This is a genomic window from Phycisphaeraceae bacterium, assembly GCA_020851465.1.
Classification (GTDB): Bacteria; Planctomycetota; Phycisphaerae; order Phycisphaerales; family Phycisphaeraceae; genus JADZCR01.
Map to the genome: position 1 here is coordinate 285,288 of JADZCR010000006.1, position 19,240 is coordinate 304,527.

At 60.7% G+C, this 19,240-nt stretch carries 14 protein-coding genes, 1 tRNA gene and 1 other RNA gene; 5 read left to right on the plus strand and 11 right to left on the minus strand.

What is annotated here, in order from left to right; all coding sequences use genetic code 11:
* Window positions 1–84: 84 nt before the first annotated feature.
* Window positions 85–993 (minus strand): MBL fold metallo-hydrolase, encoded by a 909-nt coding sequence (locus IT444_07690; GenBank protein ID MCC7192649.1) that lies wholly within the window; start codon window positions 991–993, stop codon window positions 85–87.
* 212 nt (window positions 994–1,205) lie between these two features.
* Here IT444_07690 and IT444_07695 point away from each other — a divergent pair, with 212 nt between their 5' ends.
* Complete coding sequence (locus tag IT444_07695; protein MCC7192650.1) at window positions 1,206–1,673, plus strand: PTS sugar transporter subunit IIA; 468 nt, start codon at window positions 1,206–1,208, stop codon at window positions 1,671–1,673.
* 69 nt (window positions 1,674–1,742) lie between these two features.
* On the opposite strand, the gene IT444_07700 is transcribed toward IT444_07695, so the two are convergent.
* From IT444_07700 to IT444_07725, 6 genes are all read right to left on the minus strand, one after another.
* Window positions 1,743–2,327, minus strand: a complete 585-nt coding sequence (locus IT444_07700; GenBank protein ID MCC7192651.1) for an aminoacyl-tRNA hydrolase — start codon at window positions 2,325–2,327, stop codon at window positions 1,743–1,745.
* Window positions 2,328–2,429: 102 nt separating this feature from the next.
* Window positions 2,430–3,128 (minus strand): 50S ribosomal protein L25, encoded by a 699-nt coding sequence (locus IT444_07705; protein MCC7192652.1) that lies wholly within the window; start codon window positions 3,126–3,128, stop codon window positions 2,430–2,432.
* Between the two features lie 66 nt (window positions 3,129–3,194).
* Window positions 3,195–4,187: a ribose-phosphate pyrophosphokinase gene (locus IT444_07710; protein MCC7192653.1), complete on the minus strand. Its 993-nt coding sequence runs from the start codon at window positions 4,185–4,187 to the stop codon at window positions 3,195–3,197.
* Window positions 4,184–5,014, minus strand: a complete 831-nt coding sequence (locus IT444_07715) for an NTP transferase domain-containing protein (protein MCC7192654.1) — start codon at window positions 5,012–5,014, stop codon at window positions 4,184–4,186. Before IT444_07715 ends, IT444_07710 begins: the two co-directional genes overlap by 4 nt.
* A 63-nt stretch (window positions 5,015–5,077) precedes the next feature.
* Window positions 5,078–5,148, minus strand: a tRNA-Gln gene (locus IT444_07720).
* Window positions 5,149–5,459: 311 nt separating this feature from the next.
* A complete protein-coding gene (locus IT444_07725) occupies window positions 5,460–6,464 on the minus strand; it encodes a hypothetical protein (protein MCC7192655.1) in 1,005 nt (334 codons plus the stop codon).
* A gap of 140 nt (window positions 6,465–6,604) precedes the next feature.
* Here IT444_07725 and rnpB point away from each other — a divergent pair.
* Window positions 6,605–7,020, plus strand: an RNA gene (gene rnpB, locus IT444_07730) — RNase P RNA component class A.
* A gap of 107 nt (window positions 7,021–7,127) precedes the next feature.
* On the opposite strand, the gene IT444_07735 is transcribed toward rnpB, so the two are convergent.
* Complete coding sequence (locus IT444_07735) at window positions 7,128–9,452, minus strand: hypothetical protein (GenBank protein ID MCC7192656.1); 2,325 nt, start codon at window positions 9,450–9,452, stop codon at window positions 7,128–7,130.
* A gap of 230 nt (window positions 9,453–9,682) precedes the next feature.
* On the opposite strand from IT444_07735, the gene IT444_07740 reads away from it, so the two are divergent.
* The 3 genes from IT444_07740 to IT444_07750 all read left to right on the plus strand — a co-directional run bounded on the left by IT444_07740 (window position 9,683) and on the right by IT444_07750 (window position 13,191).
* Window positions 9,683–10,819 carry a hypothetical protein gene (locus IT444_07740; protein MCC7192657.1) on the plus strand — a complete coding sequence of 379 codons (1,137 nt, stop codon included), beginning with the start codon at window positions 9,683–9,685 and terminating at the stop codon, window positions 10,817–10,819.
* Complete coding sequence (locus IT444_07745) at window positions 10,816–11,850, plus strand: hypothetical protein (protein MCC7192658.1); 1,035 nt, start codon at window positions 10,816–10,818, stop codon at window positions 11,848–11,850. Before IT444_07740 ends, IT444_07745 begins: the two co-directional genes overlap by 4 nt.
* Before the next feature lie 114 nt (window positions 11,851–11,964).
* Complete coding sequence (locus IT444_07750) at window positions 11,965–13,191, plus strand: hypothetical protein (GenBank protein ID MCC7192659.1); 1,227 nt, start codon at window positions 11,965–11,967, stop codon at window positions 13,189–13,191.
* Here IT444_07750 and IT444_07755 read toward each other — a convergent pair.
* The 3 genes from IT444_07755 to IT444_07765 all read right to left on the minus strand — a co-directional run bounded on the left by IT444_07755 (window position 13,142) and on the right by IT444_07765 (window position 19,229).
* Window positions 13,142–15,709, minus strand: coding sequence for a beta-galactosidase trimerization domain-containing protein (locus IT444_07755; protein ID MCC7192660.1), 2,568 nt, complete (start codon window positions 15,707–15,709; stop codon window positions 13,142–13,144). The genes IT444_07750 and IT444_07755 overlap by 50 nt on opposite strands.
* Window positions 15,710–15,831: 122 nt before the next feature.
* Window positions 15,832–17,418: an NADH-quinone oxidoreductase subunit N gene (locus IT444_07760; GenBank protein MCC7192661.1), complete on the minus strand. Its 1,587-nt coding sequence runs from the start codon at window positions 17,416–17,418 to the stop codon at window positions 15,832–15,834.
* A 2-nt stretch (window positions 17,419–17,420) separates the two neighbouring features.
* Complete coding sequence (locus IT444_07765; GenBank protein MCC7192662.1) at window positions 17,421–19,229, minus strand: NADH-quinone oxidoreductase subunit M; 1,809 nt, start codon at window positions 19,227–19,229, stop codon at window positions 17,421–17,423.
* Window positions 19,230–19,240 lie beyond the last annotated feature (11 nt).

Sequence of the window (19,240 nt, forward strand, 5' to 3'; positions counted from 1 at the left end):
ATTCCCCAAAGAAGCCACTTGGAGGTGGGTTTGTATGGTTTGGAAGAGAGGTGATGCCGTGAAAAGGCTGGCGTGCCGGTTTAATCAACCAGCCCAGACTTCGCCGATCTGTCGGATGATGATGCGACTCTGTCCCGTACCCGCTGCATCGAGCAATCGCTCGATCGGCTCAGCAGGCGGTTCCTTGGAGAGTTTGAACGTGCTGTGATGGATCGGCAGCACGTGTTCGGCGAAGGCGTGGTTCGCCATCGTCCACGCCTGCTCCGGAGTGGCGTGGGACTGAATCCACGGGTCGTATGCGCCAATGCCAAGGATGGCCATATCCACTTTGCCAATTTCCCGGAACCGTTCGTGGTACGCCGAGTCCCCGCCGTAGAGCACTCGGCGATGATCCGCTTCGATGACAAAGCCTCCATAACCGCGGAAGACATCCAGCACGGCACGTGCGCCCCAGTGGTTCACTTCACAGGCGGTGATTTTCAGGTTGTCGATGTGGATGGATTCGCCCCACGCCAGTTCGGTCACGCTGGAAAAACCCAGGTCAGCCACGAGATCACGATTATGTGAGGAGATGATGACCGGCACCGATTTGGGCAGCCGGTGCAGCGTCGGTCGGTCGAGGTGATCGAAGTGGGCGTGGGAAATCAGGATCAGATCGAGCGGAGGCAATTCACTGAAAGAGGTCGCAGGCCCAAAGAGCCGTTTGGAACCTGCGGTGATGACCCCAAGCCCCAGACCCACGCGATTCATCAGAACCGGATCGGTGATGATCGTTTTGCCTCCCAGCCGCAGGAGTACGGTCGCGTGACCGATCCACGCAGCGGCAAACTCGTGACGCTGCCAGCCCTGCAAATTCAGTCGACGCGGCGGTGGCGGCGGGGGGCTGAGGCGGTCGAACCAGCGCAAACGACCTCGCCCGCGACCCAGTTGGTCGGCAATCCGTAGCGAAAGCGGATGGTTATAAGGAAAACGCTTGTAGCGACGCCAGTTCACTGCACGAGACTCCGGGACAGCTACATGATATGTCCAGCGGATGCGATGATTCGCATACCAAGCCGCACGAATAAAATCAGATGCGGGGTGAGACGGCTGAAAGATGCAAAGTCTTTCTGTCAGGCTTGCCGCACGCTGGAACGGGCGTTATTGTTTGTGACCCCCGCGAGGGGAGACTGAGCCCGTTTGGGCTCATTTGTTTAGAGGTTCCGATGCGGCTGACCGAAATCCTTCAACCTGCGTGCATCAAAGTGCCCCTGGCCGCCACGGTCAAGCAGGGCGCGATTTTCGAGTTGATTGATCTGCTCGCCGCCTGTCACAAGCTCGTCTCACCCGAACAACTCAAAGAAGCGGTCTGGTCACGCGAGCTGACGCGCACCACGGGGATCGGTCACGGCATCGCCATTCCGCACGGTAAGAGTGCCGGTTGTGCGCAGCTGAGCATGGCGATCGGGCTGACATCACACCCGCTGGAGTTTGGTGCCATCGACGGCCGTCCGGTGCAGATCATCATCCTGCTCGCCAGCCCTCCGGACCAGACCGGCCCGCATATTCAGGCTCTGGCCCGCATCAGTCGTCTGCTCACCGATGATCGCATCCGCACCGCGATGAAAACAGCCCCGTCCAGCGATGCGATTTACAAACTCATCGCAGATCACGAGATTCAAGACAACGTGTAACTGCTCGCAGCCGTCCGCAATACGCAATCATGCGACAACGTCGCGGGGCTGCGTCAGAGTGGAGTGTGGTTATTCGCTCGTCGTCGCGGCGGAGTTGTAACGGGTCATCGCCTTGTCGATTCCCTCGCGGAGCCAGCATTCGATCGCATCACAGGACAGATCAAGCGCGGGTTCCAGGCGTGATTCCTGATCGGGACTGAATCGTCCGAGCACGTAATCAACCTGCGGGATGCGTCCGCGTGAGTCGATGCCGATGCGCAGTCGCGGATAGGTTGTCGTGCCCAGGGCACGTTCGACATCCGCCAGACCGTTATGTCCGCCCGCGCTGCCGTCGGCACGGAGGCGGATTCGTCCGCAGTCGAGCGCCAGGTCGTCCACCACTACGATGAGATCGCGCGGTTCGAGTTTGTAGAACGCCGTCGCCTCGACGATCGCCAGACCAGAGCGATTCATGAACGTCAGCGGCTGCATGACCAGGCATTTCTGGCCGGCGATCGTTCCCTCAAGCACCCCGGCGTGGAATTTCTCCTTTGCCGGCGCACCGTCAGCAAGTCTATGCCTTGTCGCCAGACGGTCCACGACCATGAATCCCGCGTTATGACGGGATTTGGCGTATTCCGGGCCGGGATTACCAAGACCGACGATGAGCTTCATGTGATGGCCGATTGACGATAGTCGAAGGCCGATGGAAGAACGAAGTGGAACCACTGTCCCAACCGCGTCCGACCATCGGCCAGCGACCATCGACGTGAGTTTTTACTTCTTGGCTGCTGCCGCACCGCCTGCGGGTTTGGCACCGGCTGCCGGGGCCTCGCCCTCGGCGCCTTCCTCGGCTTTCTTGCCGATGACTTCGGGTTCCGCACCGCCTTCGGCGGGGGCTGCGACTTCCACGACCTCTTCCTTCACGACGGTGATAACCGCGATGATCGTGTCCGGGTCCAGCGTGGTCGTCACGCCTTCAGGCAGCTTGATGTCCTTGACGGTCAGTGTGTCGTCAACCTTGAGGCTGCTCACGTCAGCCTTGACGTTGTCGGGGATTTCGGTTGCCAGACACTCGACCTCGATTTCGGTGAACGGGTGTTCGAGAATCGCACCGGTCTCCTTGAGGCCGGGGGCTTCGCCGACGAGCACCAGAGGCACTTCGACCTTGACCCGTTCATTGAGGTCAACGCGCGCCAGGTCCAGGTGAACGATGACCGATCCCAGGTGGTCCCACTGCACTTCCTTGACCAGGCAAGGCTCGGTGGACTTGTCCACGACGACCTCAACCAGGTGCGTGTTGCGGTGGAGCAGGTCATGGATTTCCTCCGCGTTGGCGGAAGCGTGGACCGCTTCCTTCTTGTGACCGTAGATCACCACCGGGAGCTGGCCTGCTTTGCGCAGGCGGGCGGCGTAACGGCTGCCCAGACGATCGCGGTGTTGAACCTTTACCTTGGGAATCTCTCGCTTGGCCATGATGCGTTCTCCATCTTTGGGGTCGTTGGTTTCGACCGGTTTGTAGTTATCCGTTCTCAATAAAACTCAGCCGTTGTGTCCCGGATTCCCGCCGTTCTTGCGGAAGAGGCTGGAAACCGACTGGTTGTGGTGGATGCGGTGAATCGCTTCGCCCAGAAGCTCAGCGACGCTTAGCTCGACGAGCTTTGACTCGATCGTTTTGCAGCGAGGGCCGCAGGGGATCGTATCGGTGACGACGACCTTGCTGATGGGCGAGTCCGCGAGGCGTTCCATCGCCAGGCCGACGAGCACAGGGTGCGTGCAGGCGGCCATCACATCGCTAGCGCCGTTGGCTTTGACGAGTTTCGCAGCCTCGACCATGGTGCCCGCGGTGCTGATCATGTCATCGAACATCAGCGCGGTCTTGCCTTTGACCTCGCCGATGATGCTGTCGGAAAGCACCTCGGAACTGCTCTTGCGTTTTTTGTTGACGATCGCCAGATCGCCGCCGAGCCAGTTGGCGTATTTGTTGGCCATCTTTGCGTTGCCCACATCGGGGCTGACGACGACGATGTCGCCCAGCTCGGCACGTATGCTGTCGAAGTAATCGACGATAACCGGCGCAGCGTGCAGGTGATCCACCGGAATATCGAAAAATCCCTGAATCTGCTCCGCGTGCATGTCCATCGCCAGCACGCGATCGGCTCCGGCGGTCGTGATGAGATTGGCGACGAGCTTGGCGGTGATCGGCGTGCGGCCTTCATCCTTGCGGTCCTGCCGTGCGTAACCGAAATACGGAATCACCGCAGTTACGCGGCGGGCGCTGGCGCGTTTGAGGCAGTCGATATAGATCAGCAGTTCCATCAGGTGGGCATTGACGGGGTGATACGTCGATTGGACGACGTAGCAATCCCGGCCGCGCACGTCTTCTTCGAGTTTGACGAGCAGCTCGCCGTCGGGAAACAGATCAGTGTGTCCCTGACCGACCGGCAGGTCGAGGTATTTGCAGATGCTTTCGCACAAATCCCGGCTGGCGCGGCCGCAGAATATTTTGAGGTAGTCACGATCGGCGCGGCTCATGCGGAGACCCTTTTTGATGGAGGGGTCGTGGATGGAGAAGACGCGACGCCATCCTCCGCCAGACGGGCGCGGAGGATGCGATCCACCTGAGCCAACTGCTCGGGCGTGTTGATCGAGAGAACATCCGCGGCGGGCACCGCATCGACGACGCCGACGCGGTGACCTTGTGCTTTGAGCAGTGCGGGTACATCGGTCAGGTAATACTCACGCTGGCTGTTGGTGTTTTTCACCTGCGAAAGGCCGGCAAAAAGCAGATCGCTGCGGAAGCAGTAATAGCTCGGATTGATCTCACGCACTTTGAGCTGGTCCGGCGAGGCGTCCTTCTGCTCGACGATCCGATCGAAGGAGCGGTCCGACGGGTTGCGAATGACGCGGCCGTAACCCGACGGATCGTCAAGGATCGCGGTAGCCAGTGTCGCGGCGGAGTCCGTCTGACGGTGAACCTGAAGGAGCTGCGCCAGCGTCCGGGCACGGATCAGCGGGCCGTCGCCGGCGAGAATGAAAACATCGGACACGGGCTGGCCGGTGAAAACCGGTTCAGCCATCCGTGTCGCGTGGCCAGTGCCCAGCTGTTCTTTCTGCTCGACAAACACGCAATCAGATCGACCGGCGAGCGACTCCCGCACTTTATCCGCGCCGTAACCGACGACCACCACGCACCGCGTCACGCCCGCCTGACGGCAGGCCTCGGCCACCCACCAGACCATCGGCTTGTCAGCGACGCGATGCACGACCTTGGGCAGGTCGCTGTTCATCCGTGTGCCCTTGCCTGCGGCGAGAATGATCGCCTGCGGCGCGTCCGAAGTTTTACAGCTCGGCTTGATCATTGTTTACCAAACGTGGAAACCCGAAGTTAAGAGCCGACGGCAACGATTTCGTCGGCGACTCAACTGACCCGCTAGGATTCGAACCTAGACACTCAGGACCAAAACCTGATGTGCTACCGTTACACCACGGGTCAATGACAGGGCGGACAACGCTCCGACCTGCGTCGAACCAAGTTTTAGCGGGCTTCCGACAGCGTCCGCGCCAAGCAGGGGCGAACGAGGAGAGGATGCGCCGCACTTTCCTGGAAGCTCGAGCCTGCCCATCAGCCGGCGCTTTGGGGCAGGTTCCTGTCCGCGCCGCGAGGCCCCATGCCTCGTGTCACGGTCGGCTTCCCTGGGGAAGTCGCAACAGTTTAAGCCATGCACTGATGATGTCAAGAATTCCATCACCCGTCAGGAACCGGCTCATCTCTCCGGACTATCTACGTGACGATCAGCGTAAAGATCATCGGAATCGCTGCAACGCCAGAATTTTCTGCGGGCTTTCCGGCTGGCGGGTCCGTGCGCTGAGCAGGGTCGCCAGGCAGCAGGCCAGCGTATGAATGGGCAGACTACCCGCGCCATCCGTGGCGGCCAGATCGGGCCTGCTGATAAATCGCTGCCAACTGTCAGCAACCAACTCGGCGAAGTCCGGAGTCTTTTCGGATGTCGCGTGGTCCACCGTTTGGCCGTCGAGGCTGGAAAGGGAATAGGAACTGTCGCCGATCTCCAGCCGTCCCTTGTCGGCCAGCACGTGGAGATTTCGGCGCGGAATGACGCCATTGTCGCTGACCTCGATCAATGCAGCAGCGGTGCCCGCCAGCCGTGCATGCAGCGCGAGGTGGCCGGTCGCGGCGCGGGGATTGTCCGGTGAGGCACTGAGAACGCTCACGAGGGTGGCGTCCACGGTTTCAGGCAATGCGGTGAAGTGCAGGATGGTGCGCCATGCGTCATAAAGCCGAGCAAAGAGCGAGCATTCATTGGGCAGACCAAGAGAGGTAAAGCTCACGAGCTGCGCGGTGCCGACGTGTTCATGCGGGTCTGCTGCACTGATCCAACCGGAGGAACGGACAAAAGCGGGTAGCAGCGCGACCGAACCAGCCGTACCGCCCGTGCTGCGCGACGTATCCGGCAGTATCTCCGATCCGCGAACCGGTCCCAGCATTTCCAACCCTGCCAGCGGCGGCTCGATGGTCAACACCGTCGCGCCCTGTGTGGTGGCGGCGGAGAGATCTTCGCGTGACAGCCCTTCCATCGTCATGAGCAAAACAAACGCAGCAGGACGGTCGATGATGAGCTTGCGAAAATCATCCTGCGTCGGCGAGTCGAACGTGCGCCCCAATGCGGCGACTTCCGCCGAACGTGAACCGCCCAGGCCGATCACTCGTACACTCATTCCCATGCGGTCCACGATGCGCTGAGCGAGCGGGGCCCTTGCTGTGTCGGTCCAGATGACAACCTCATGCGACATGCGCGACAGTCTAATCTCCAAATGATGATCGAGGAGAGAAGATGCGGCCGCGGCTGGTCCAGAGAATGTTCAGTGATCCGGAAGTCCGGCGATCAGGTCTCCGGTCGCCATCGCGGTGTGGGTGTTCTATAATTTCATTACGGCGTGGATGAGGCGATCGCTCGGGTGATTCGTCATCCGGGAGGAAAGTCCGAACACGACAGGACACGGTGATGGGTAACGCCCATCTGCCGGCTGGGTGACGAGCCGGTACGGGACAGCGCCACAGAAAATACACCGCCGACCGCTTCTCGCTTGCGAGCAGCGGGGTAAGGGTGAAATGGTGGTGTAAGAGACCACCGCCCGCCTGGTGACAGGCGGGGCACGGCAAGCCCCACCGCGTGCAAAGCCAAGCAGCCCCGTGGAATCGCGCGATCACCTCAAGGGATTCCGACGCCTGTCCGGCGTGGGGCGGGTAGGCTGCTAGAGCCCGGCGGTAACGACGGGCCCAGAGAAATGGTCGCCTGCTTCGGGTAACCGGAGCAAACAGAATTCGGCTTACGTTCCACGCCGCCGCAATGGAAACGGGCCGTCGGGTAAACCCGGCGGCCCGTGCCTTTTTATCGTTGTCTCAACCCGTGCGTGACTCGTCGAATCGACGCACATTTTCCCATCGAGGCAGCGTCAATCCTTGACGATCAACGGTACCAGGTTCGATGTCGGCAGTGTCAACGCACCGTGCGCCCGGGCTGCGGCGATGGCCAGAGGGCCTTGACTGGTCTTGACCAGATCGAGAAGTTTGCCCAGTGCAACTTCACCCAGATGGTTACCGATCTGCGTCGCCGACTCCGCCAGGGAGCCGAGCAGAGCCACGCGTATCTCTTCTGGTTGAGAGGCGTTGAGGGCGGTCTCCGCAATCGCCTGCTGAGCGTCAGGCGTCTGAAGGCGGGCGAGCACCTGAGCTGCGCCGGTCACCACTTCCGCCCGCTTGTCGGTCAGAGCGTCGATCAGCGAGCTTTGCGCGTCGGACGCCTTGAACAACGGCGAACCGCCGCGAGCGATTTCACCCAGGATGTTCAGTGCGGTCAGAGCGTAGTGCTTGCTCTCGTCGGGGGTCATGGGCGCACCGGCCGATTTCTTTGCCGTGTCGTCAATCGCTTTCTTGAGATTGTCGTTACCCGATGAACGCACGACGGTGGTGATCGAGCGGTCCTGATCGTAGCGGCGATTCAACTCAATCTGATCACCCGCCGAAACGATGGCAATCATCGGAGCGGACGAGAGCTTGTAGTTCTGCGACAGATCGCGACGCAGGCCTTCGATGCCGGCCAGATCCTGATCAGCGATGACCAGATCCACGCCCGGTCCGGAGTTGACCGTGTCGATTACCTCATTGAGCGTGGTGCCGCCGAAGGCTTGGAAACCCGCCTCTTTGAGGTCGGAGACGAGTTTGTTTGCAGCGTCGCGGTCGGAGGCGACGACCATCACCGATTGGCTGTCGCTCTGACGCAGTGCCTCAGCCAGCACGGGGACAACGCGATCGACGCCGGGAAATTCATTCTTCGGTTGGGCATTGGCCATCGTGAAAGCTGCCTCGAATCGCACGCGGCGATCGGGGAATGACAACGCCCGCAGCAGCGGTTGTACCGTGCCTTCACGGTTGATGAGTGCATCGGTTCCTGCCGTCTTACGCAGGGCGTCAATGGCGTCGAGAGCCAAAGCCGAGTCGTTGTCCTCCAGTGCGCGTGCCAGCACATCGTGTTGGCGCAGCGGGCCAGCCATCTCCAGGTAATACGCGGGCGGCCTCATATTCGGGTCGTAGCTGAGATCAACTGCCTTGGCCGGCAGGTGGTTTTCACGGCGGAGATTGGACGCCAGCCAGAGGCTCAAGGCCGCATCCATCTGCGGGTTGAGCGAAAGGGCGGTCTTGGCGGCACGCATGGCCAGCACGTCGTGGTAAATCTCGTTGGGAATCGGGATCGGCACCAGCCCCGCCAGCGTGTCATCGGTCCAGATCAGCGCCTTGCCTTCGCCCGCATCACTGGAGCCTTTGTCGCCGCGGCTGCCCGCAGCGTAGTGGTTTTGACCCAGTGTGAGGAAAAGTTCAGCGGCACTGACGTTTTCCGGCACATCAGCGGTCTTAGCAATCTGCTGAAATGCTGCGTCGATCGTTTTCTTCGCGCTTGGATCCGTCTTGGGATTTTCGCTGACTTCTTTCAGGTATGGCATCGCGCGGGGATAACCGATCTCCGCGAGAACCTGTGCGACCTGTCCCTGCGCGACCGGGCCGAGGCTCGGCAACGCGACCGATAACGGCTGAACGACCGAGCGACCCAGTGACACCATGGCTGTCAAAACGTACGGGTGCAGCCGGCTCTGTTTTTCATCGAGCAATGTCTGGAGCAGGGCGGGAGCGGCGTACTGACCGGCAGCCTTGAGACGGGCTGTCGCGTTGACGTTTGCACGCTCGCCTTCGGCGAGGCTCGTGATGTCCGCGATGATCCGTTTCGGGTCACGGGCGCGGCCGACACGGGCAGCCTGAATCTTGCCCGCGATCTGATCGCTCAATTCCCGCAGCGACTCAATCTTCGAGGCGATGATGAGCGTCTTTTCATAGTCGCGGTAATCGCCGCTCTCGACGACATCGAGGAGTTGCTGTTCATCCACCGCCTTGAGCAGCGCTTCGCCGGTGGCCTGCGCCAGATCGGGGCGTGCGATGCGGACGTAGTGATTGAAGTCGGACCAGAGAGCTTTAGGCTCGGTGGCGGTGTCACGCGAGCTGGCCTTAGCCGGCGGCGCCTCCTCGGCAGCGGGAGCCGCGTCCTTGTTGTCCGCCGCAGTTTCGGCGGGTGTTGCTTCCGGTGCAGCCTCGGCCGCTTCCGCAGGCATGGCTTCAGCCGGTTCGGCTGCGTTAAGGCCGGCGTCACCTTCATCGGCCCGTACTGGTCCAAAGAAGATCAAGGGCAGGGCCGTCGAAAGACTCAGTAACCAGCGTCGCGATAGGGGCATGCGTGACTCCAAGGGGGGTGCCGCGTGATGTGAAATCTATCTCTGGCATCGCGGAGCGTCAAGCAACGGCAGCTACGGGTGTTGGCTCACGTTCTCCACAATCCCGTTTTCGGGTGCTCTCAGACTGCATCCGCATCCGCTGCTTCCGCCGAATCGACAGCCTGTTTACCAAGGAAATGTGAAATTCAGCTGCCTACACTTGCGGCTGGTCCTTGGTCGATAATTTCAAGATGGACGCACAGAAAATATCCCGTGCTGTTCCAGCCGGTCATCCTCGGCTCATTGCCGGCGTGGCGGCGATGGTCGTCGCACTGGTGATGGCTCTGGCACTGCTGTGGACCGCCCGGACAAAGCCGGGACCGTCCACGGCAAGCGCAGCAGCGCTGGCAGGCAAGCTGAACGCCGCGCAGCACGATGAGGAGATTCAACGGTTTATCCGGCGGGAGATCGACCCGCTGCTGACCATATCCGCCGGACGTGATCGCGCTGCAGTGGATCGGGCAATCGACTCGCTACACGAGCGATTCCAGACTTTTCACGAGGGCGTTGATCCCTTTGTCGAGGACGTATCAAGCTGGACGACGCGGTTTGGTGTCGTCGGCAGAAAGACGCGGGATGTCTGGAACGGGCTGTGGGGAGATTCACAGCAGGCGGATTCGGTACGCGACTACATCTCGGAAAAGTTCCAGGCGCAGGTGCTCTCAGAGGAGTCGCTGCGTGATGCGGTGACGCAGGTCATCGCCGATTTCCGCAGCGATCTGGCCGCCAATCGCAACGAGCTTTTTGTCGGGGTTAGTGCCGCCATCCGTGCCGGCGATGCGCCGATCGAGTTGCGCGAAATCGACATGGGACTTTTCGATCGTGAGTTGGACCGCCAGATCAAATCACTGGCGTCGGATGCCAGCGTCAACACGATCACATCCGGCATCGTGGTGTTTGCCTCCAGTGCAGCCGCTGAAGAAATCGCCCGCCGTGTGGCGTATCAACTCCTCGCCAGACTTGTGACCTACATGGCAGCCGATGCAGCCGTGACCAGCAGCGCCGGCGCAGGTGCGACCGTTACCGGTGCTGCGCTGGGTGGCACCGGAGGCAGTACCGTCGGGCCGGTCGGGACAGCGATCGGTATTGGCGTGGGGCTTGCGGTAGGTGTGGCGGTTGACTGGTGGATGACCGCGCAATTCGAGGAAAAACTGGCCGGCGAGTGTCACGCGTATCTGGACCGCATGGAAAAAACGCTTATCGACGGACTCGAAGATGACGACTCCCGCGGCGGATTGCGGCAGGCGCTGGCTCAATCGATCCAGCTCAATCAGCGCGTTCAACGTACTGCGATACTCGCGCGAGTAAACAAGGAGGCTGTGCAATGAACAAACCATCGCAGCCGTTCGACACAGAAAAAATGGCAGCCACCACTCGCTCTATGTACGCGCAGAGTTCCAGTGCACGTCGAAGTCACCTCCCCATGCTCCGGTTATCTAATCCATCCGTCGTCGCAGTCGTTGCGGTGATTCTGCTGGGGATCATTTGCCGGCCGGTCCTGGCGCAGGGGTCGGCAGTGAAAGTCGCAGCACGCGAGCTGATTGAAGCCATCATCGAAAAGGGAGGCAAGGAAGCAGCGGAAGACATTGTGCGTTTCGGCGGTGAAGGGGCGGTGCGAGAAGTATTGGAAAAAGCCGTCAGGGAAGGGGGCGAGTCTCTCGCGGAGCGGGCGGTGCTGATCGCGCGGTCGCAGGGAGTCGATGCCCTGCGTGTGATCGACCGTGCGCCGGCAAGGTGGGTCAGCGTGCTGGAGGAAATTCCTAAAGATGCGCTTCGCCCTGCAATCCTCGCAGCGCGACGCGAGCCGGAGTTGATGACGCGGCTTGTTACGACCTACGGCAAAGAAGCTGCGGAGGTCGCAGCCCGTCATCCCGGTATCGGCACCAAACTCGTCGATCAATTGGGCAAGGACGGAATTGAGCTGGGCATGAGGCTCAGCGACGATCAAGCCATGATCCTCGCACGTCACAGCGACGATATCGCAAAGCTCGTGCCGACTCAGCGTTCCGAGATACTGGCCAAGATTTCGCGCTCGCCTCGCGCGGTCCTTGAGTTTCTCGAACACCATCCGAAGGTGCTCGCCACGGCTGCGGGCGTCGGTGTCGTGCTGGCGGTTAAGGATCAGGTTCTGGGGCCTGCGGGTGAAGTGACGACGTTGCCCGATGGCACCGTCGTCACGCCGGCACCGGGTATGTTTGAGCGTTTCGCCGACCGCGCAGCGGAGCGATTTCATCAGCCGATCTACGCCATCTTTGCCGTCATCGCATTGCTCATTTTCGCATGGGGTGCTGTTCAGGTATGGCATGTGTGGCGCGTCAAGCGGATCAAACAAGCATCGCTGCTTCAGCGTCGATCATGACCGCGACACCTGTGCGAGGTGCGGTCGATCACGGAGTTATTGCCTAGGGCTGTCGTCGCGGAACTGGTTTTTATGGATGTGTCGGATGGCGGTATTGATTAGACTCTCCGCCTCATGAACAGCCTTGCCATCCTTATCATCCTTACGTTTTTCGAGAGTCTCGTCACGGTCCTCGTCGAGCGAGGCGTTTATTTTTACAGTCAGGCACAGCTTGGATTCAACGACGTTCAAAACCTGTGGCTGGCGCTGGGTAACGGCGTCTTCTACGTCCTGGGCGCGATGTCCGTCCATCGTCTGACGCACAAATACGCGGAAAAGACGCTGCTGACAGGCATCCTCGTGGGGCACATCATCTGCCACTTGTCGCTGACGGCGACGATTTACATGCCGGTATTTCTGGCGAGTAATTTTTTGCTTTTTTATGTGACCGGGGCGAAGTGGCCATTGATTGAGAGCTACGTCAGCGCGGGGCGTGACGCCCGTCAAACCGCCGATGCGGTGGGGAAGTTCAATGTTTCATGGGCTTTATCAGTTCCGATGGCGATGTGGATCGCCGGCCCGCTCATCGGCTGGAAAACCTGGCACACGTGGACGGGACTGCCCAGCGGGGGATCAGTATTTCTCCTGGCGGTGCTGGTGAACTGCGTCAGCATTGCGATGCTGATGCCGCTGGAAAGCCGACCGCAGCATCTGCCGCACGACCATCAGGCCCGCCCCGGTCAGGATGAAATCCGCCGCCTGCGTCTGCTCACCTTATCGAGCCGGTGGTCGATGCTGGCGAGTTACATTCTGCTGTTCCTGATTGTTCCACTCTGGCCGAGTATTTTTGAAAGTCTTGGGTTTAAGGTCGCCGTCGCCACGACGCTGGCGAGCTTCGTGGACATCGTCCGAGCGATTTCATTCTTCGGGCTTCAGCGCACGCCGCGCTGGCACGGGCGTACTGATGTGCTGGTGTACGCCGCCGTCGGCCTGCCGGTGGGATTTTGTCTGATGCTCTTTGGTAAAAATCTGCCGGCGATCATCGTGGGGCAGGTCATCTTCGGTCTGGCGGCGGGGATGGCCTATTACGCTGCCCTCTATTACGCGATGGTCGTCGCCAACGCTTCGGTCGAGTCAGGCAGTGCCCACGAAAGTCTCGTCGGCAGCGGCTTTGCGATCGGGCCGGCGTTCGGACTCATCGGAGCATGGTTGGGGCACTTCACCGGCGGAACAACATCCGGAATGGCGGTCAGCGTCGTCCCGCTGCTGCTGCTATGCCTCGTCGGTGCGCTTTGGCCGATACGCAAAATCATCACTTCCTGTGGATCAAAACAAAATCTGCCGATCCCGCCGGCAGGGTGAACTTCACCTCCTCACCGCTGCGCTTGAACTTCACCGCGCCTTGTTTGACGCTGGTGACCGACTTGACATCGAAGGGCAGACGCACCGTCAGCTCCAGCTTTTCAATCGGCTCGCCGGTCCAGTTGAGGATGGTCACCACCGCGCCGCCGTCGGATAACAGCAGCGGCGTTTCGACCAGTGCGCGATTGGTCTCGACCGGGCGGATTACTCCGGCCTTCTGTGTCGGAAAGACGATCCAGCGTCGAATCGACTCGGACCAGCCGACGGGCAGGCCGTCCTTTTTCTCCTTGGGCGTCGCGGCGTAGGAAATCCCCGGCCACCAGGTGTAGTGAATCACTTCGCCCCGGCCGACATTGCGTCGGGCGATCGCCGGGCGGCCATCGTTGAACTTCGCGCCGATCATCATGTCGGTCTCGTCGATATCTGACCGCTTGCCGATCGCGGTGAAGTCGCCCAGTTCACCCTTACCGACTCCGACCGCATGGAGCGTCGAGAGATTGCGCATCAGCATCCGTGAATAAGCTGACTCACGCAGCCCCGTGATGTTGCTGAGCACCTCGGATGATTCGTGGTAGCGGTCATACTTTGCCGCACCGGGGAATGTCACCAGCGTTCCGCCTTTGCGAGTCCATTCGCCGATCTGCTGCTGCGCTTCGACGGGGACATCCGGCTCGGTGACGTAGAGCACCTTGTAGGGAGCCAGTTCTTTTTCGTTCATCGAATCTTCATCAAGAAAGTCAACGGGGATGTTGGCGTGCTGCAGGGCGGTGTAGAGGTCGAAAATCTCAGCCATGTAATCGACGGTGCCGGCATTGAGATTGGTGTTTGTCGCGTCGGAGATGACTTTCGCAATCGGTTCGTTCATCTCGTCCCACATCTGCGCACTGCGGGGCATGAGGATCGCCACCTGTGCCCGCGGTCGGCGTCCGGGATAGAGCAGTTCTTCCGCGTCGGCGATCATCGCGTGCGCCTCGGCCATCTTGGGCAGCACTTTCACGTTTTCCGAGTAGCAGTTGCCGGGGAAGTTGTATTCGGGGCCGAAGACAAAATATTTGATGCCCTTACCGCCGCTGCCGGCGATGGTGATAATTTTCTGAAGGATGCCGTCGGTACGGTCGCCCGCGGTACGGGGAATGACATAACCGCCGAACTCGATACCGCTCAGCACTGCCGCCGAGCGCAGCTTGGCGCAGTAAAACGACCACTGCCACGCCTGACTGTCATGAAACCAGTCCTCTGTCCACAGGCACTGGCCGCCCTTCATGCGTGCGAACTCAAACCAGTCCTGTCCACCCATAGCCGCGTCGGGGCTGGTCTTGTCCGCGTTGTTTGCCACTGGGCCGGGAACATAGAGCCGCCCGGCGAAAAAGTTCCAGTTCGTGAAGGTCGGCAGTCCTGGATAAAACGCATCTTCCAGAGCTTTGGACGCTTCGGCGTAATAGCGTGACGAGTCCCACGCGAAAAAGCGCATCGTCCAGTAGAACAGCCTTTTGGTCGGCAGATCCTTGGCGGCACTGCGGCCGATGGGTTTGAGTTCTTCCCAGTTTGTCGCGTTCACCTGATGCGGCGCGATGCCATCCGCCTGGAGATGTTCCCGCATGTAATTGTGGAACCGCGTCATTGCCTTGTCGTTGGCTTCGAGCTGCTTGAACGTCGCGGGGTAGTACCACCCCGGCTCGTCACCCATCGCAAAAACTGCCATGTCTTTGGCGTCGTAACCGGCGCTGAGGTACGGCTTGGCTTGATCCTGCGCCCACTTGGTCAGATCGGTCGCCTGCTTGGGGTCGTAATCGAAAACGTATCCCGGCGGGCTGTAAACCGCCCAGGCGGTACGGCGGTTTCCCGTGGTCAGCAGCATTTCGCGTATCAGCTTATTGGAGGGCAGCATGATGCCGTTGAAACCGCCCAGAGACAGCTCGTGAATTCCTTCGTTCCAGTTGCGACGATCACCGTCGCCGCCGATGAATCGGTCCACGATAAAAAACTTCTGAGGCCGTTTCCCCGGCGCACCCTCGAAGGCTTTCCAGTAGCGATGGTTGTAGGTCGCCATCGTCGCCGCTTTGGGGGTGTCGCCTTCCTTGTAAATCATCACGCCCAGGTCGCCGGTAAAAAGATCGCCTGAAAGCGGGATTGCCGTGTCGCTGCCGTCGAACTTGATCTCCGCTTCGACGAGGGTCGGATCAGCCGCGCCGGGGATGCCCAGGTGCAGCACCAGGGGGAAGTCGTTCATGTACACATTGGGATAGATGTGTTGACCGACGGAGGTGGCAGCGTTTGCACGGGTGAATGCGGTCCACGCACTCCATGCGTCGCCGGTTGTCGCGACCGAGCCTTCCACGCCGGTGAGGGAGAAGGAAAACTTTTTGTCAGCAGCCGGTGCAGCACCGCCGGTCGAGGTGATGCGTGCCCGCCATTGAAAGAGCGGGATTTTTGCCGGATCGATCGACGCTCTTGTCGGCAGAGCGAGGGTCAACAATGCGAGGAGCAGGCAAACGGTGGAGAGGGTTCGCTGAGTCATGGTACGAATCTCCGGGTGCGGGGAAACGATCTCGTGGCATCATCGGTCGCGGACCAGCAGGCCGCAAGCCAACACCTGCGCAGCCTGAGCGTGCCGCTGGATGCGAGATTACGTTGGAATGTTTACCGGGACTGCGCCAGCGGAGCAGCGGGTGCTTTGACAGCGGTAGTCGTCGGCGTCGTCCGTGTGGCATCACGAGCCGCATCGACAAACCGTCCGCCGGCGACACCCAGAACCAGCGCGCCGATCGCCGCGACAGCCGCGCCGATGCGACGCGCCGAGCCGGGGCGGGCGGTCGTCTCCGCCGTCGCCTGGCCGAAGAACATCGCCCCGACGATGCGGAGGTAGTACACCGCGGAGATCGCGCTGTTGATTACAGCGATGACGACCAGCCAGACGTATTCAGGATGGTCGCTGGAGTGAGCGATGGCGGAGCCGAAGAGATAAATCTTGCCGATGAAGCCGACCAGCGGCGGCAGGCCGATGAGCGAGAGGACGGAGATGAGCATGATCGACGCCAGACCGGGGTTCCGCGCCGAGAGGCCGGAGATGTCGTCAAAGGTCTGCGATTCCTCCCCGCGTGTTTGGAGCGATCCGAGTACCGCGAAGGCTCCGCTGGTCGCCAGACCGTACGCGACGAGATAGAACAGGATCGCAGCAGCACCGTTACCGACCGGATCGTTGGAGTTGGCGTGCAGCGCGAGCAGGCCGACGAGCATGTACCCGGTATGGGCGATCGAGCTGTATGCCAGCACTCGCTTGACGTTGCTCTGGAGCAGGCCGAGCACGTTACCGACGGTCATCGTTGCCGCCGCCACGATCCAGATGAGCCACGAGATTTCGTGTGGCAGCCCGCCGGCAGCCGGAAGCAGCGACAGCAGGATGATGATCGAGACGAAGCCCGCCGTCTTGGGTACGAAAGCCAGGAAAGCGGTCACCGGCGTCGGTGCGCCTTCGTAAACATCAGCCGCATAGAAGTGCATCGGGAAGGCAGCGATCTTGAACGAGATGCCGACCAGCGCCAGAACAAAGCCGGTCAATCCCAGTGCGTTGAGTCCGTCCCGGGCGATCACTTCACGGATCGCACCGAACTCCGTCTGCCCCGTCGCGCCGTAGATCAATGCGAAGCCATAGAGGAATACCGCCGCCGCCAGTGCGCCGAGAAAGAAATACTTCACTCCCGCTTCCTGCGCTCTGATTCGGTCGCGCGACGTAGCGACCATGACGTAGGTCGGCAGGCTGGTCAGCTCCAACGCCAGGAACAGCCAGATCAGGTCGCTCGCACCAGCCGAAAGCATCACCCCCGCGAGGCTGAACAGGAAGAAAGCGTAGAACTCGCCGCGCATCACGAGGCTGGAGTCGAAATTGTCACGCCCCGATTCGATGCCGGCCGTCAGCGTCAACTCATCGGGCACGGACGCAGCAATGAGCAGGAGAATGAGTCCCACAAAGCAGACGATGAGCTTGACAAACGCGGTCATGGAAGTGCCCGCCAGAGCCGCGATCCCCGGAGCGGACACGTCCGGCGAGGTGTGAAGGTGCATCTGGCGGCAGGCCACCAGCGCTGCAGCCGCGACCAGCGAAAGCCCCGCGATCCATACCATCGCGCGGCGGACTCTCACCGAGCGGGACAGCCCCAGGAGCATCGAAATCACCGCGCCGATCAGCAATGCGATTTCAGGCCAGATGCCGGCAATTTTGTCGAGCATGTTCATTCCATACCCTCCACCGCTTCGGGGAGAGCCGGAGCTTTCAGGGGTTCCGAGTCATCCGAGTGCTTCGGCGCATCCGACGCCCCTGGAGTTTCCGGTGCTTTCGGGGCTTTCGGAATTTCGCTTTGCGGGTTGAGCATGACGGACAAGTCAGCGTCGATCACTTTGATGTTGGTGCCGCCCTGCAAGCGGTCGGGATCGACGATAGCCGCCACCGGCGCGGTGAGCCGATCAGAGACAGGCTCGATGGTGCGAAGGATCGGCGTGGGGAACAGACCCAGCCAGAGACAGGCGACCGCCAGCGGGAGCAGGGTCGCAATCTCGCGGCCGTTCAGATCCTTCACATGCGCGTGACCGTGACCGTGATCGTGTCCGCCGTGTTCGTGCCCGTGTGCGGCGGGAATTTTCAGCGGACCCCACACGACACGGCCGACCATGTAGAGGATGTAGATCGCGGCAAGGATCATTCCCAGTGTCGCGATGACGGCATAGGGACGACCAAGCACCTGCTGCGAAGTGAACGCGCCTAGCAGCGTGAGGAACTCACCGACAAAGCCATTGAGTCCGGGCAGGCCGACGCTGGCGAAGCAGAAGAACACCATGAAGAACGCCCAGACGGGCATGACTCGCGCCAGGCCGGACATCTGCGCCATTTCGCGGGTGTGGAATCGCTCATAGAGGATGCCGATGCAGATGAACAATGCGCCGGTCGAGAGGCCGTGGTTAATCATGTAAAGCACGGACCCGCCGATTCCGATGCGGTTCATCGCGAACATCCCCAGGACGCAGAAGCCCAGGTGCGAGACCGACGAATAGGCGATGAGTTTCTTGATGTCTTTCTGAACCCAGCAGACCAACGCGGTGTAGAGGATGCCGATGATGGCGAACGTCGCGATGTATGGGGCCGCCTTGACCGCCGCGACGGGTGTCATGGGGATGGCAAAACGGAGCAGTCCGTAAGTTCCCAGCTTCAGCAGCACACCCGCGAGGATGACCGAGCCTGCGGTGGGGGCCTCGGTGTGTGCCAGCGGCAGCCACGTGTGGACCGGGAACAGCGGTACCTTCACCGCGAAACCCGCCAGCAGGGCCAGCAGCACCCACATCTGCTGCGTGTCCGACATCTGCCTTGCAGCACCGTAAAGCGTATGGATATCAAACGTCCACGCACCAGCCCCCTGAAAGATCACGGGGTCGAGTGTCGTGTTGAACCACGCGACGTAAAGCACTCCCGCGAAGGTCAGCATTGAACCCGTGAAGGTGTAGAGGAAAAATACCCTTGCTGCCTTGAGCCGCTGCGTCGAACCGAAGATGCCAATGAGGAAGTAGAGCGGGATGAGTGTGAACTCGAAGCAGATGTAGAAGAAAACCAGGTCGGTGGCGACGAACGTGCCGACCATCGCCGCTTCGAGGATCAGCAGCCAGAGGTAATACTCTTTGACGCGGGGCTTGACCGCGTCGCTCAGTGCCGTCGCCGAACCGAGAATGACGATCGGCATCAGGAACGTCGTCAGCAGCACCAGCCAGAGTGAAAGCGAGTCGATGCCAAATCCGAAGCTCAAGCCGAAGCTGGGAACCCAGGTGATGCTGCTGTCGAACTGCATGACCGCGCTGGGGTCAAAGCTGCCGTCGGTGCTGTAATTGAATCGGCAGGCCATCAGGACTGACAGCGCAAAAGTCAGCAGCGACCAGAAGAGCGCGGAGCTTCGCGCGGTCGATTCCCTGCCGCGGGGCAGGAATGCGATGGCGATGCCGCCGAGCAGCGGCAGAAGTACCAGCAGAGGGAGCAGATATTTAGCCAGCCAATCCATGAAGACTCTTC